Source organism: Paraburkholderia terricola (assembly GCF_003330825.1).
GTDB lineage: Bacteria > Pseudomonadota > Gammaproteobacteria > Burkholderiales > Burkholderiaceae > Paraburkholderia > Paraburkholderia terricola.
In genome coordinates, this window is record NZ_CP024942.1 from 69,676 (window position 1) to 82,414 (window position 12,739).

Annotated in this window: 14 protein-coding genes; 8 read left to right on the plus strand and 6 right to left on the minus strand. The window is 64.1% G+C overall.

What is annotated here, in order from left to right; genetic code table 11:
* The first annotated feature begins 15 nt into the window (after nucleotides 1-15).
* Nucleotides 16-1,116 carry a TAXI family TRAP transporter solute-binding subunit gene (locus CUJ90_RS18720; protein ID WP_114163629.1) on the plus strand — a complete coding sequence of 367 codons (1,101 nt, stop codon included), beginning with the start codon at nucleotides 16-18 and terminating at the stop codon, nucleotides 1,114-1,116.
* Nucleotides 1,117-1,139: 23 nt separating this feature from the next.
* Here CUJ90_RS18720 and CUJ90_RS18725 read toward each other — a convergent pair whose 3' ends face one another.
* Nucleotides 1,140-2,573: an aminotransferase-like domain-containing protein gene (locus CUJ90_RS18725; RefSeq protein WP_114163630.1), complete on the minus strand. Its 1,434-nt coding sequence runs from the start codon at nucleotides 2,571-2,573 to the stop codon at nucleotides 1,140-1,142.
* Nucleotides 2,574-2,690: 117 nt separating this feature from the next.
* On the opposite strand from CUJ90_RS18725, the gene CUJ90_RS18730 reads away from it, so the two are divergent.
* The 5 genes from CUJ90_RS18730 to CUJ90_RS18750 all read left to right on the plus strand — a co-directional run bounded on the left by CUJ90_RS18730 (nucleotide 2,691) and on the right by CUJ90_RS18750 (nucleotide 6,111).
* Nucleotides 2,691-3,578, plus strand: a complete 888-nt coding sequence (locus CUJ90_RS18730; RefSeq protein WP_114163631.1) for a DMT family transporter — start codon at nucleotides 2,691-2,693, stop codon at nucleotides 3,576-3,578.
* A 130-nt stretch (nucleotides 3,579-3,708) separates the two neighbouring features.
* Nucleotides 3,709-4,311: a GNAT family N-acetyltransferase gene (locus tag CUJ90_RS18735; RefSeq protein ID WP_114163632.1), complete on the plus strand. Its 603-nt coding sequence runs from the start codon at nucleotides 3,709-3,711 to the stop codon at nucleotides 4,309-4,311.
* Nucleotides 4,312-4,361: 50 nt separating this feature from the next.
* Nucleotides 4,362-4,568, plus strand: a complete 207-nt coding sequence (locus CUJ90_RS18740; protein ID WP_422879719.1) for a hypothetical protein — start codon at nucleotides 4,362-4,364, stop codon at nucleotides 4,566-4,568.
* 108 nt (nucleotides 4,569-4,676) lie between these two features.
* Nucleotides 4,677-5,675: a sulfonate ABC transporter substrate-binding protein gene (locus tag CUJ90_RS18745; RefSeq protein WP_073430903.1), complete on the plus strand. Its 999-nt coding sequence runs from the start codon at nucleotides 4,677-4,679 to the stop codon at nucleotides 5,673-5,675.
* Between the two features lie 97 nt (nucleotides 5,676-5,772).
* Entirely contained in the window at nucleotides 5,773-6,111 is a 339-nt protein-coding gene (locus CUJ90_RS18750) for a hypothetical protein (RefSeq protein ID WP_422879720.1), read from the plus strand.
* Here CUJ90_RS18750 and CUJ90_RS18755 read toward each other — a convergent pair.
* Nucleotides 6,086-6,640, minus strand: a complete 555-nt coding sequence (locus CUJ90_RS18755; RefSeq protein WP_114163633.1) for a putative glycolipid-binding domain-containing protein — start codon at nucleotides 6,638-6,640, stop codon at nucleotides 6,086-6,088. The genes CUJ90_RS18750 and CUJ90_RS18755 overlap by 26 nt on opposite strands.
* Nucleotides 6,641-6,956: 316 nt before the next feature.
* On the opposite strand from CUJ90_RS18755, the gene CUJ90_RS18760 reads away from it, so the two are divergent.
* Nucleotides 6,957-7,733: a class II aldolase/adducin family protein gene (locus tag CUJ90_RS18760; protein ID WP_114163634.1), complete on the plus strand. Its 777-nt coding sequence runs from the start codon at nucleotides 6,957-6,959 to the stop codon at nucleotides 7,731-7,733.
* Nucleotides 7,615-7,980, plus strand: coding sequence for a 4-oxalocrotonate tautomerase (locus CUJ90_RS33755; protein WP_114163635.1), 366 nt, complete (start codon nucleotides 7,615-7,617; stop codon nucleotides 7,978-7,980). The genes CUJ90_RS18760 and CUJ90_RS33755 overlap by 119 nt, the downstream gene beginning before the upstream one ends.
* Nucleotides 7,981-8,275: 295 nt before the next feature.
* Here the strand turns inward: CUJ90_RS33755 and CUJ90_RS18770 are convergent, their stop codons facing one another.
* The 4 genes from CUJ90_RS18770 to CUJ90_RS18785 all read right to left on the minus strand — a co-directional run bounded on the left by CUJ90_RS18770 (nucleotide 8,276) and on the right by CUJ90_RS18785 (nucleotide 12,541).
* Complete coding sequence (locus CUJ90_RS18770) at nucleotides 8,276-9,475, minus strand: porin (protein ID WP_073430899.1); 1,200 nt, start codon at nucleotides 9,473-9,475, stop codon at nucleotides 8,276-8,278.
* Between the two features lie 87 nt (nucleotides 9,476-9,562).
* Nucleotides 9,563-10,915 carry a TRAP transporter large permease gene (locus tag CUJ90_RS18775; protein WP_073430898.1) on the minus strand — a complete coding sequence of 451 codons (1,353 nt, stop codon included), beginning with the start codon at nucleotides 10,913-10,915 and terminating at the stop codon, nucleotides 9,563-9,565.
* 7 nt (nucleotides 10,916-10,922) lie between these two features.
* Nucleotides 10,923-11,402 carry a TRAP transporter small permease gene (locus CUJ90_RS18780; RefSeq protein ID WP_073430897.1) on the minus strand — a complete coding sequence of 160 codons (480 nt, stop codon included), beginning with the start codon at nucleotides 11,400-11,402 and terminating at the stop codon, nucleotides 10,923-10,925.
* Between the two features lie 137 nt (nucleotides 11,403-11,539).
* Nucleotides 11,540-12,541, minus strand: coding sequence for a TRAP transporter substrate-binding protein (locus tag CUJ90_RS18785; protein WP_073430896.1), 1,002 nt, complete (start codon nucleotides 12,539-12,541; stop codon nucleotides 11,540-11,542).
* Nucleotides 12,542-12,739 lie beyond the last annotated feature (198 nt).

Here is a 12,739-nt window from a genome sequence, read left to right on the forward strand (position 1 = left end):
TAGGCGGAGGAGACCATGCTGAAGAGACTTCTGACGGGGTGGCTGGGGCTGGTGCTGCTGGCCGTGTCTTCGTTCGTTTTCGCGGAGCCCGCGCACTACAAGATCGTGACCGGTCCCGAACGAGGCACGTACATACAGATCGGTCAGGATCTGTCCAAATGGGTCGCGCAACCGGCGGGCATCGACCTGGAGGCGGTGGCCTCGAAGGGCTCGGCCGAGAACGTGCAGCGCATGCGCTTCGAACCCGGCGTGAAGCTGGCGCTGGTGCAATCCGACGTCTACCAGGCCTACATCGACATGGCCAACGCGGGCAACGCCGACGCCGGCACGGCGATCCGGCCGCTGCGGCTCATCATGCCGCTTTACGACGAGGAAATTAACGTCGTGGTGCGTGCGGACTCGCCGTTCAATACCTTCGCGGACATCAGGAACAAGCGCATCAGCGTCGGCCTGATCGGCAGCGGCACCGCTCAATCGGCCACGACGCTCTATCACCTGATGTTCGGCACGGCGATTCCCGACCAGAACGTCGAGCACCTGAGCAACGAGGACGCGCTGGCCGCGTTGATCGTGAAGAAAGTGGACGTGGCGATCATCGTGGTCGGGCAGCCGGCAAAACTGTTCAACGACATGAATCCGGAACTGCTGCAACAGATCCGCCTGCTGAAAGTCGATCCCGCCGCGCCCGAAACGGCGCGCGCCAAACAGACGTACTTCCCCGCGACGATCCGTGCGAGCAGCTATCCGAACTGGCTGAAGGAAGACGTGCCCACGCTGACCGTGAAAGCCTTTCTCGTCACCTACGATTACGGTCTGCGCGACACGGTCGGCAACCTGAATCACTTCGCCGACTCGCTCTGCGCGAACTTCGACACGCTGCAGGAACACGGCCACCCGAAGTGGAAGCAGGTGAAGCTCGAATTGCCGGGCCTCGTGCGTGGATGGAAGTACTACCCGCCGGTCGAGAAGCATCTTCGCGCGTGTCTCGCGAAGCGGAACGCCGCGCTCAGCGCGACGGCGGCGGCGACGACGGCAAGGGCAACCGCGGCCCGGCCTGCGCAAAAACCACGCGCCGCCTGCACGGATCAGGAACGGCTGCTTCTGCTGTGCAAATGAATCGGCGCGCGGGACGCGTTTGCTCAGGCGCGCGCCCGCTGCTTTGAAACAGCGGACGCTTCCATCGCCCGTTGCAGCGTCTCGTACACTTTCGGGCGGTTGCATTGCGAGACGTTAAAGCGCAGAAAACCGGCCGCCGATTGCGATGCGCTGAACACATTGCCGGGCGCGAACACCACACCGCCGGCTAGCGCGTGACGCGCGATGTCGGCGGCGTCGAGCGGGTCCGGCAAACGCGCCCACACGAACATGCCGGCGCGTGGCCGCGTCCATATTTCCAGGCCCGCATAGCCGAGCCGCCTGACCGTCTCGCCCATCGCGTCGGCGAGCTTCGCGCGCATCGACTCCAGATGCCGCCGGTAAGCGCCGTCCACCAGCAAACGATGCACGACGCTCGCCGCGAGCTGGCCGTTGCCGAACGAGGTGGCGAGCTTGAGATCGATCAGCGGTTCGATCCATTCGGCGCGCGCGGCGATGTAGCCGCAACGCACCGCCGCCGACAGCGTCTTCGAAAAGCTGCCGATCGACACCACGCGCGCGAGCCCGTCGAACGCGGCAAGACGCGGCGCGGCTTCCTCTTCGAAGTCCGCGAAAATGTCGTCCTCGACGATCAGCAGATCATGTTCGCCCGCGAGCTTCAGCAGCCGATGCGCGACGGCCGGCGCGAGCGTCGCGCCGGTCGGATTGTGGATGGCCGAATTGGTCACATACAGGCGCGGACGGTGCTCGGTCAGCGCGCGTTCGAACGCCGCCAGATCGGGCCCGGACGGCGTATAGGGCACCCCGACGATGCGGGCGCGATGCGCGCGCAGCAGCGCCTGAAAGTTGAAGTAGCACGGGTCGTCGATCAGCACCGTATCGCCGGGCTCGAGCAGAAAGCGGCACACGAGATCGAGCGCGTGCGTGCCGCCGTCGGTCAGCACGATCTGCTCGGGCGGCGCATCCACGCCGTGCTGCGCGAGCCGCCATGCGAGCTGTTGACGCAGCGCGGGCAGACAATACGGGCTCGCATAATCGGCGAGCGGCGACTGCGGGTCGCGCGCCACCGCCCGCAGCGCGCGACGCACGCCGTCTTCGGGCAGCCATGAGGCGGGCATCCAGCCGCAACCCGGCTTGAGAACTTTCGACCCCGCTTCCAGCGACTGCCGGGTCAGCCACAACGGATCGACCTCGCGATCGAGGCTCGGCCCGAGATCGGCAAGCGCGAGCGGCGGCGCATGGCCCGACACGAAGAAGCCGGACCCGCGGCGCGCCACGATCACGCCCTCCGCGACCAGCCGGTCGTAGGCTTCCACCACCGTCGACTTGGATACGCCGAGCGTTTCCGTCATCACCCGGATCGACGGCACGCGCGCGCCCGGCATGAGCGAACGGCTCGCAATGCGCTCGCGCAAGCTGTCCATCACCGTGCCGACACGCGTGCCCGACGCCGCCCGCATACCTCGACTTTCCGCCATCTGTACTGCTCCATGTTCGGTACAGTTTGTACGAATTGTACTGATCCGTAGCTTACCGTTTACGGCCGGAAAGCGGATGCTACGAATTCCGTTTTCACGTGCATGGACTTCATTGCAATGGACAAGACAACGAACGGCTGGATCAGCGGCATGATTGGCGTGTTGATCTTCAGCGGCTCGCTGCCCGCCACGCGCCTCGCGGTGCAAGGGCTCGATCCGGTGTTTCTGACGGTGGCGCGCGCGACGATCGCCGGCACGCTGGGCCTGGTGCTGCTGCTCGTGTTTCGCGAAGCCCGCCCGGCCCGGCGTGACCTGATTCCGCTGGTAGTCGTCGCGCTCGGCGTCGTGGTCGGCTTTCCGCTGTTGACGGCTCTCGCGCTGCGTCATGTGAACGCCGCGCATGCGGTGGTGTTCGTCGGGCTGCTGCCGCTCGCCACCGCGATCTTCGGCGTGCTGCGCGGCGGCGAGCGTCCGCAGCCGGCGTTCTGGCTGTTCTCGGCGCTGGGCAGCGGCGCGGTGGTTGCATTCGCCTTGCGTCACGGCCTCGATGCTTCGCCCGTCGGCGACGCGTTGATGCTGGCGGCGATCATCGTCTGCGGCCTGGGCTACGCCGAAGGCGCGCGTCTGTCGCGCCACCTCGGCGGCTGGCAGGTGATTTCGTGGGCCCTCGTTCTGTCGCTTCCGGTGATGGCGCCGCTCGCGTGGTGGGCGCGGCCCGCCTCGTTGGACGGCGTCAGCCATGCGGCGCTGTGGGGACTCGCGTACGTGTCGCTCTTCAGCATGCTGATCGGCTTCGTGTTCTGGTATCGCGGACTCGCGCTCGGCGGCATCGCGGGCGTCGGGCAACTGCAGTTGCTGCAGCCGTTCTTCGGCTTGCTGCTCGCGGGGCTGCTTTTGCACGAACAGGTGCCGCCCGCGATGATCCTGGTCACGGTCGTGGTGGTGGCATGCGTGGCGGGCGCGCGGCGTTTCTCGCGAGCCGCGCCGGTGCGTCCGGCGGTCTGAGACAGTGAACGTCAACGCCAAGCCGGTGTGACCATACCGGGCACGTCGATTTTTGACTCCCTTCAAATTCGCGCGCGGGACGGGCATAGTCAAAGCTATCCTCAGACCCACCGGCCACCACAGGACCCGTATGAGCACCACCCACACCGCGCCCGCGCCGTCCTCTTCCGACGCAGCAAGCGCCGCGCAGCCGCCCGGCGCCGCACTGGTCCGCGACGCCACCGAAGCCGATCTGCCCGCGATTCAGGCCATCTATGCGCATCACGTGCTGACCGGCGTCGCGTCGTTCGAGGAAACGCCGCCTTCCGTGGACGACTTGCGCACGCGGCTCGCGTCGGTGCGCAGCCACGGCTTGCCGTACATGGTCGCCGAGATCGACGGCGAGGTCGCCGGCTATTGCTACGCCACGCCGTACCGGCCGCGCGCCGCCTATCGCAACACCATCGAGGATTCGATTTACGTGAGCGACGCTTATCGTGGGCGCGGCCTGGGGCGTGTGCTGCTGCAAGCGCTGATCGAGCGCTGCGAACACGGACCGTGGCGCCAGATGGTGGCCGTGATCGCGGACGGCGGCAGCGGCGGTTCGCTGTCGCTGCATACGCAACTGGGTTTTGAATTGACCGGCACGTTGAAGGCGGTCGGCTTCAAGCATGGCCGATGGCTCGACACGACGTTGATGCAACGCACGCTGGGCGTGGGCGACTCGATCCCGCCGGACGACGTGGCGCGTTAACGCGGCGGCTGCACCGCTGCGCTGCCGACCCGCTACCGACGCCCGCCGACGTGCCCGCCCTGGTCGACGCCATCTGGCGCGTGCGGCCGCTGGCGATGGTGCTGACCGAAAGCGAAACGACCGGCGCGCTGGAAGAAGCCTCCGGTGATTATCTCGGCGACCGCGTCGCCGCAATCATGGCGAAAAAGCTCGGCCATCCGCTGGAAGGCGCGGCGACGGAGCGCGCCAGCGCGAAAAAGAACAAGCGCAAGAAGTAGCGCACGCGGCGCGCATCATATTCAAATCTCCATTGCTTCGTTTGACGGGCGCAACGTCCATGCGACGATCGCCCAACGAACCAATCGAACGCAATGGAGAATCACCGGATGCACCGTCACACCCGTTTGTCACTTCATCTCGCCGCCGCATTGCTCGCGGCGTTCACGACCTTGAGCGCCGCCGCGCAAACCAACGGCAGCAGCGGCGGCGAGCCGGCCAAGGTGCTGCGCATCGGTTATCAAAAATCGGGCTTGCTCGCGGTGCTCAAGGCGCAAGGCTCGCTCGACGAGAAGCTCAAGCCGCTCGGCTATAGCATCAAGTGGTTCGAATTCCCCGCAGGACCGCAATTGCTCGAAGCGCTGAACGCCGACAGCATCGACTTCGGCTATACCGGCGCCCCGCCGCCGGTGTTCGCGCAAGCCGGCGGCGTGCGCTTCGTGTACGTGGGCGCGGAGCCGGCCGGGCGTCATTCAGAAGCCATTCTGGTCAAGAACGATTCGGCGCTGCGCGGCGTGAGCGATCTGAAAGGCAAGCGCGTCGCGCTGCAAAAAGGCTCGAGCGCGAACTATCTGCTGCTCGAAGCGCTGAAAAAAGCGGGCCTGCGTTACGAGGACATTCGGCCGGTTTATCTGCCGCCCGCCGATGCGCGTGCGGCCTTCGAAAGCGGCGATGTCGATGCGTGGGTGATCTGGGACCCTTACTATGCCTCCGCACAACAAGCGCTGAAGGCGCGCACGCTGGCCGACTATTCCGAACTCGACGGTCCATACAACTTCTACGAAGCGACGCGCGACTTCGCGCGGCAGCATCCCGATGTAGTCGGTGCGATTCTCGGTCAGTTGCGCAGCGCAGGATTGTGGGTCAACGCGCATCCGGTGGAAACCGCGGCACTGATCGCGCCGAAGGTCGGCCTCGATCAGAAGCTGGTCGAAACCTGGGTGCGCCGCTACCCCTACGGCACCACGCCCGTTACCGACGAGATCGCGCGCGCCCAGCAAGTGGTCGCCGACGCGTTTTACGGCGCGCATCTGATTCCGCAAAAAATCACCGTGAAGGACAACGTCTGGCAAAACCGCGAAGTCGCCGCGGCGCTGGTCGCCAAGTGATTTTTCCGCGCGGCCGCCGGCCGTGTTTCACACGGCTAAATCCGCGCGCACGCATGTGGCCGCTGTGGTTGCGCCTGACCGAACGCGTGCGCCCGGTGTGCGCGATCCGGCGCGGATGCGCAATGCGGTCAACGGTCTGAACCTCTACCGCGCCAATTTCATCGACAGGCTGCTGCACCCGCGCGCGCGGCGGGCGTACGCGCCGGTGCAATTCATCGTGCCGTTGCGCGACCGTTACGTTGGGCTCGCGCGCTCGCTTGGACTGGAAGGCTGGCTCGGCGCGTATCACCGCATCGAAATCGACGCGGGCCATTGGGTCGTGCCGCGCGAACCCGAGCGTATCGCGGCCTGCATCGAACGCTTTGCCGCACGGCGCGAAGCGAGTCGTGACGGTGGCGGCGACGCGTCGTTCAACGCGCGCGCGGCAGGCGTGTGAACAAGGTCGGATAGTCGATCACGAGGCCGTCTTCGTCCACTGACAGGTTCGCGGTGAAATTGCGGAAGATGCCCTCGTAGCGATACTCGCGATTCAACTCGACACATGAATACGCCTGCTCGACGCGCGTGACCTGCAAATCCGGCGTCGAGATGTACGCCACTGAAATCGGCTGACGCTCGCCCTCGGCCAGTTGCAAACGGCGGATCGGCAGTGTGTTCGTGAACGGCGTGGCGGCGATGTCGATATCGACGCAGCCCTCGATTGCGCTCAGCACGAGGCCGTGACCGTCGCGCCAATTGCCGGCGCCGTCGCCATGCAATTCGAGTTCGCCGCCGCCGACAATCTTGAGCCACGCATACCGGGTGCGCCACTGCGCATCGCAGCGCACCTCGTAGTGCGGGCCATACGCCTTGCCGTAACGCTGCCCGACCACGGCGCTTTCCGCCGCGAATCCGTCCTCGCGCGTTTCGAACGCCAGATGTTCGATGCCGTCGCCCTCCTCCGATGCCCAGCGTAATTCACGCATTACCCTGTCTCCTCGTGAAGCGGCGCAGCGTACGCGCGCCGGACTCTTATCGTAGCGCGAAAGCTTGTGGTCCACCGGTATCGCTCTTCATATGCGAGTGCCGGCGGGCCTGTTAGGATTCACCGAACGCACTGGCCGATTGCGGCATGGCATGTGCCCTTGGCGGCGTGATCGTTGCGCTCGGGTCCGAAGCGGCTGAAGGTGCGGCAACCGCCGACGCCGCCAATCTTTGCCGGTACGCGAACTAGCGTCATGCGCCTCGACCGCGACTCGGTTTGCGCGGTCAGCGCTCATCAAGCCATCCCTGGAGACGAACATGTCGTTCACTCACACGCCCACCGGACGCGTCGCCGAAACGGGGCCGCTGTCCGACGCGGAACAGCAGACCCGCGTCGACCTCGCGGCCGCTTATCGCCTCGCGGCGCTCAACGGCTGGGACGATCTGATCTACACGCATATCTCGGCGAGCGTCCCCGGCGAACCCGGCCACTTTCTGATCAATCCGTTCGGCCTCGCGTTCGACGAAGTGCGCGCATCCAATCTCGTGAAGATCGACATCGAAGGCAAGCTTGTCGGTGAAAGCGCGCACGCGGTCAACGCAACCGGTTTCGCGCTGCACGCGGCCGTGCACGCCGCGCGCGCCGACGCCTTCTGCGTGATGCATTTGCACAATACGGCGGGTGTCGCGGTTTCGATTCAGCCGGCGGGTCTGCTGCCCGCGTCGCAACACGCTTTACGCTTTTACGGCTGCCTCGCCTATCACGACTACGAGGGTCTCGCGTTCACGCGGGCCGAGGGCCAACGTCTCGTCGCGCATCTCGCCGACAAGCCGGCCATGCTGTTGCGCAATCACGGCACGCTCACGGTCGGCCGCACCGTCGCCGAGGCCTATGTGCTGATGGCGACGCTGATCAAGGCCTGCGAAATCCAGTTGCAGGCGCAAGCGTGCGGCGCGGAACTGGTGGTGCCGGGCGATGCGATCGCCGCACGCACGGCCGAACAACTGTACGACGGCGGCGCGATCGAGGGCGCGCTCGAATGGCCCGCCTTGCTGCGCAAGCTCGACCGGATCGATCGCGGCTATCGCGATTGAAGCCGCTCTGCACGCCGACCTTCGGCTCAATCCATTAATCAAACGGAGTCACGCAATGCCCACGTTTCATATCGAACTGTTCGAAGGCCGCTCGCTGGAGCAGAAACGCCAGTTCGTCGAAGCCATCACCAAGGCGACCTGCGAATCGCTCGGCGTCGAGCCGAATTCGGTCGACATCATTCTCACCGACGTCAAACGCGAAAACTGGGCAACGGGTGGGCGCTTGTGGTCCGACGCGGACGCCTGAACGTTCGAGTACATCGCGGCGCGGTGCGCGGTTTTCACGTTATCGACAGATAACGGCACTGAGCGCTGAAGAATTTGCCACTGGAAACGGCTGCCGATGCGAAGTCCCGCGATCTGCCGGTGGTGACGTTTGTATGACTGAATGCGCTGGTCGGGCCGCCACGCGCATTACCGCAAAGCGCGCGTCGCCGAAGATGCTGCGCGCGTTGCGCGCGCAGCCGGAGGAGGGTCAGCGACGCGTATTTAAACGCGTCGCTGTGGCGGCATAACAACACACCGCCGCCATACGAGCCCGATCAGAAGCGGTGAATGATGCCGACGCCGGCAGCAAACTGGCTGCGCGACGACGAAGGCGCACTGTTCTGGCCGTCGCCGATACTGGCCGTTGCGTTGATGATGCTCGTGCCGTTGTTTCCAATCGTCTGGCCGCTCGCACGCTGATAGGCCTCCAGCGCATACAGGCCGGTACGCTTGGACAGGCTGTAGTACTGCGAGAGGTTGAACTGCTGATAACGAGCCGCGCTCGAAATGCCGTTCGACTCGGTTGCGCGCGTGTAGCTATAGCCAGCGGCAAGGTCGAGTGCAGTCAGCGGCTTGAAGTGCACCACGGCGCCGGCCGTGTTGAACGTCGCCTGATGACGGAACGCCGAGCCCACGCCCGGAATGTATTGCACGTTCGAGTACGAGAACGACACGTCCCACTGCGAGTTGAACGCGTAGCCGCCCGTCACGGCAACGCGCTGCTGCGCCTGCGCGGTCCGATAGCCGTTGTTGATCGCCGACACGCCCGTTTGCGCGCCGTTGTTCGACGTGGCGGAGTCCGCGCCCCACGCGCCGCCGCCAGGCGTCGAGTTGTTGATGCGCTGGAAGCCGGCTGCGATACCGAACGGGCCGTTCAGGTACTGCAATGCCGCGCTCCAGGTCGAACCCGCGTTCAGGCTGCCCGGCACGCCGCCGAACGAATACGAACCGCTTGCCGTGAAGCCGTAGAACTTCGGCGACGTGTACACCAGCGAGTTATTCGTGCGATACACCGTATCGAGCGAATCGATGTCGCCCGGATGCGCGCCGTAGGCGCCGGTCAGCCACGTGGTCGGGCTATACGGCGAGAGCAGCGTGTAATAGGCCGTGTACTGGCGGCCGGCCGTCAGCGTACCGTAGGTGGTATTGGTCACGCCGACCCAAGCCTGGCGGTTGAATGCCAGGCCCGAGACGCCCTGCGCGCCGGTTGCGCTGTTAAAGCCCTGTTCCAACTGGAAAATGGCCTTCGTGCCGCCACCCAGGTCCTCACCACCCTTCAGGCCGAAGCGGCTGCCCGCCCACACCCCGTTGACCATCTTCACGACCGAGCGGCCGCCCGAGGTCGAACCGAGCGACGTCTGGCTGCTCTGATAGCCGATCCCCGCGTCAACGATCCCGTACAGCGTCACGCTGCTCTGAGCGTGCGCGCCGAGGGCGACCAACCCAAGGGCCGAGGTTGCTAGTACCTTTTTCATTTCTGCTCCTCTTAAAAAATTATTCTGTATGTCCGGCGTCGCCTGTGCGGCGCGCCGGCTTCGCAATCGACAATTCGGGAATTCAGCTCAAAACACCGGATGCCCATTGATCACACTCGGCAACCAGGTCGAGAACATCGGTACGTACGTGACGATGTTGATCGCGGAGAAGATAGCCAGGTAATAAGGCCACGCCACCTTGGTAGTTTCCCCGATCGACACATTGCCAATCGCGCAGCCGATGAATTGCACCGACCCGATCGGCGGGTGCACGAGGCCCAACGCGCAGTTCAGCAGGATCATGATGCCGAACTGCACCGGACCCACGCCGCTGTGCATCGCCATCGGCAGGAACAGCGGCGTGGTGATCAGGATGTGCGCCGCCATGTCGACGAACGTGCCGAGGAAAATCTGAATCAGGTTGATGTACAGCAGCATCAACCAGGGGATGCTCGTCGCGCCGTTGAGCATGTGTTCAATCGCGTCGGGAATCTCCAGATAGGCCATCTGGAAACGCAGCATGTTCGACACGCCGATCAGCAGCAGCACCACGCCGGTCGTCTTGGCGGCCTTGGCGAGCGCGAACGAGAGCTTCTTCAGCGTCATGGTGCGATACACGACGATGGTCAGCACCAGCGAATAGGCCACCGCGATGGCCGCCGCTTCGGTCGCCGTCGCAATGCCCTTGGCCACGCAGACCAGAATGATCGCGATCACCATCAAGCCCGGCAATGCGCCGAGGAACGTGCGGCATACCGCGAACCAGCCGGGAAAGCGCTGCACGCCGGTCGAGCCGTCGGGACGGCGCGGATAGCCGTGCTTGACCGCTTGCCAGTAGGCGGCGATCAGCACGAAACCCATCACCCACAGAACCGGCAGCAGACCGGAGAACAGCAGGTCGCCGATCGAGACGCCGCTCATCTGATGCCCGTTCAGCGTCCCCGTGATGCCCTGCGCCGCGAACGCGTAGATGATCATGTTCGTCGAGGTCGGCATCAACGCGCCCGCCAGCGACGAATGGGTCGTGACGTTGACCGCGTACGCCGCGCTGTAGCCTTCGCGCTTCATCAACGGAATGACCACGCCGCCCATCGCGGACGTATCCGCCGTGGGCGAACCGGACACGCCGCCGAACAGCGTGCACGCGACCACGTTGGCCATGCCGAGCCCGCCGCGGAAATGCCCCACCGTGGCCTGCGCGAAACGCAGGATGCGGTCGGCGATGCCGCCGTGCAGCATCAGTTCGCCGGAGAAAATGAAGAACGGCACCGCGAGGAATGAAAACGCGTTCATTCCCGACACCATCGACTGCATCGCGGTGGCCGCGGGCAAGCCCTCATACAGATAGGTCAGGACGCACGAGAGCCCCAACGCGAACGAAACAGGCACCCCGAGAACGAGGAAGACGAGAAAACTAATGGAGAGAAGGGCAAGTTCCATGATTGTTCTATTTGTTTTTTCTGGCGAAAAGCGCCAGCAGATGCTCGAACGAGAACAGCGCGATGCAGACGCTGGCGATGACCGGAATGACGTAGCGCAGCGCTTCGGGCAGGCCCAGAATCGGAATCCGGTCTTCCATCGTGGTCTCCGCCATCTGCAGGCTGCCGAAGAAAATGGCCACGGCCAACGCGATCAGGCACAGATGCTGGAACGCCTCCGCAACGACCTGGCCTTTGGGCGACAGGCTCTTCACGAGCGAGTCGAGTCCGATATGGCCGCTCTCGCGGACCTTGAGCGCGGCGCCAAACATCGCGATCACGATCACCAGCAAGAGCGCGATCGGTTCGACGAAATCGGGCGCATCGCTGAATACGTAGCGCATCACGACGCCGTAGATCACGAGCAGGCTCAGCACGGCGAGACTCACCGACGCCACGATCACCAGCACGCGGAATAGAAAATCATTTGGTCGCTTCATGAATTTCATTGACCCCATCCTTGCATACGACGCATCCGTCTTTAATATCCAGTCATCCCGCTGGACGTCGCCGGTTCAGCGGATCGCACGAAGAAAAGCCCTTGTTTATCGGGCTTTTCTCCGCTACGGCGTATCCGCTACGAGCCTTATTTGATTGCCTGGATCTCGTCGACCAGTTGCTTCATTTGCGGGGTTTTTTCGTACTTCGCCCACACCGGCTGCATCACCTTGACGAAAGCCGCGCGATCGATCTGCGACGATGCGACGATCGACGCCCCGTTCTTGGTGACGGCCTTGCTGGCGTCGTTTTCACGCGCGGTCCACAGCTTCTGGTAGTACGGCACCGAGTCGGCGGCCGCCTTCTTGATGATCTCCTGCTGCTGCGGCGTGAGCGTGTCCCAGATCTTCTTGGAGAACACCAGCACTTCCGGCGTCATCGAATGCTGGGTTTCCGAGTACACCGGCGCGACTTCGAAGTGCTTGGTCTCTTCGTACGACGGCAGGTTGTTTTCCGCGGCATCCACGAGACCCGTCTTCAAGCCCGTATAGACTTCGGCGAACGGCATCGGCGTCGGCGTGCCGCCCATCGCCCTGATTTCGTCGACCATCAGATCGGAAGGCTGAACGCGCACCTTGAGACCCTTCATGTCGGAAGGCGAATGGATCGGCTTTTTCGTGTAGATGGAACGCGCGCCGCTCTCGTAGAACGTCAGCGCGATCATGCCCTTCGCCTTGAAGGCGTCGAGAATCTTCTGGCCTTCGGGGCCGTACATCACCTTGCGGAAGTGGTCGATGTCGCGGAACAGGAACGGCAGCGACGGAATCATCGATTCGGGAACGATCTCGTTGAACGCGGCGCCGTTGGCGCGAGTCATGTCGAGCGCGCCGATGCGCACCTGGTCGATCGTGTCGTTCTCGGAGCCCAGCGCGCTGTTGCCGAAGACCTTCACGGAATCCTTGCCGCCGGTCGCCTTGCTGATCTGCTCACCCATGTACTTCACGGCCATGTTGGTCGGATAGGTGTCGCCATGCACGTCCGACACACGGAACACGCGCGCTTGCGCCGACACGGTGCTAAATGCCAGCACGGAGGCCGCGACAAGCAGCGAAAGGCGGCAAATGCGAGAAGAGGCAGACTTCTTGTTCATCGTGACATTCCTTGAAAATAGATCATCCAATCGCGGAGGGCCGCTCGTTGAGGCCGCTCCCGGATGTGGCATGGTTTTGATGCGTCTCCCGGCTCACGCGCTCGGCCCTGGCGGGTATGACGCGCGTTTCGCCGTGCTGGCCCGCGCAACGTCCCCGGCACGGATACCCAACACTCCTGTCAGACAACTCGACTTCTT

Excerpts from the sequence above, each read along its gene's own strand:
- CUJ90_RS18745 (WP_073430903.1), top strand. The coding sequence starts at position 4,677 with ATGCACCGTCACACCCGTTTGTCACTTCATCTCGCCGCCGCATTGCTC.
- CUJ90_RS18735 (WP_114163632.1), top strand. The coding sequence starts at position 3,709 with ATGAGCACCACCCACACCGCGCCCGCGCCGTCCTCTTCCGACGCAGCA.
- CUJ90_RS18730 (WP_114163631.1), top strand. The coding sequence starts at position 2,691 with ATGGACAAGACAACGAACGGCTGGATCAGCGGCATGATTGGCGTGTTG.
- CUJ90_RS18770 (WP_073430899.1), bottom strand. The coding sequence starts at position 9,475 with ATGAAAAAGGTACTAGCAACCTCGGCCCTTGGGTTGGTCGCCCTCGGC.
- CUJ90_RS18755 (WP_114163633.1), bottom strand. The coding sequence starts at position 6,640 with ATGCGTGAATTACGCTGGGCATCGGAGGAGGGCGACGGCATCGAACAT.
- CUJ90_RS18780 (WP_073430897.1), bottom strand. The coding sequence starts at position 11,402 with ATGAAATTCATGAAGCGACCAAATGATTTTCTATTCCGCGTGCTGGTG.
- CUJ90_RS33755 (WP_114163635.1), top strand. The coding sequence starts at position 7,615 with ATGCGATCGCCGCACGCACGGCCGAACAACTGTACGACGGCGGCGCGA.
- CUJ90_RS18775 (WP_073430898.1), bottom strand. The coding sequence starts at position 10,915 with ATGGAACTTGCCCTTCTCTCCATTAGTTTTCTCGTCTTCCTCGTTCTC.
- CUJ90_RS18785 (WP_073430896.1), bottom strand. The coding sequence starts at position 12,541 with ATGAACAAGAAGTCTGCCTCTTCTCGCATTTGCCGCCTTTCGCTGCTT.
- CUJ90_RS18725 (WP_114163630.1), bottom strand. The coding sequence starts at position 2,573 with ATGGCGGAAAGTCGAGGTATGCGGGCGGCGTCGGGCACGCGTGTCGGC.
- CUJ90_RS18720 (WP_114163629.1), top strand. The coding sequence starts at position 16 with ATGCTGAAGAGACTTCTGACGGGGTGGCTGGGGCTGGTGCTGCTGGCC.
- CUJ90_RS18760 (WP_114163634.1), top strand. The coding sequence starts at position 6,957 with ATGTCGTTCACTCACACGCCCACCGGACGCGTCGCCGAAACGGGGCCG.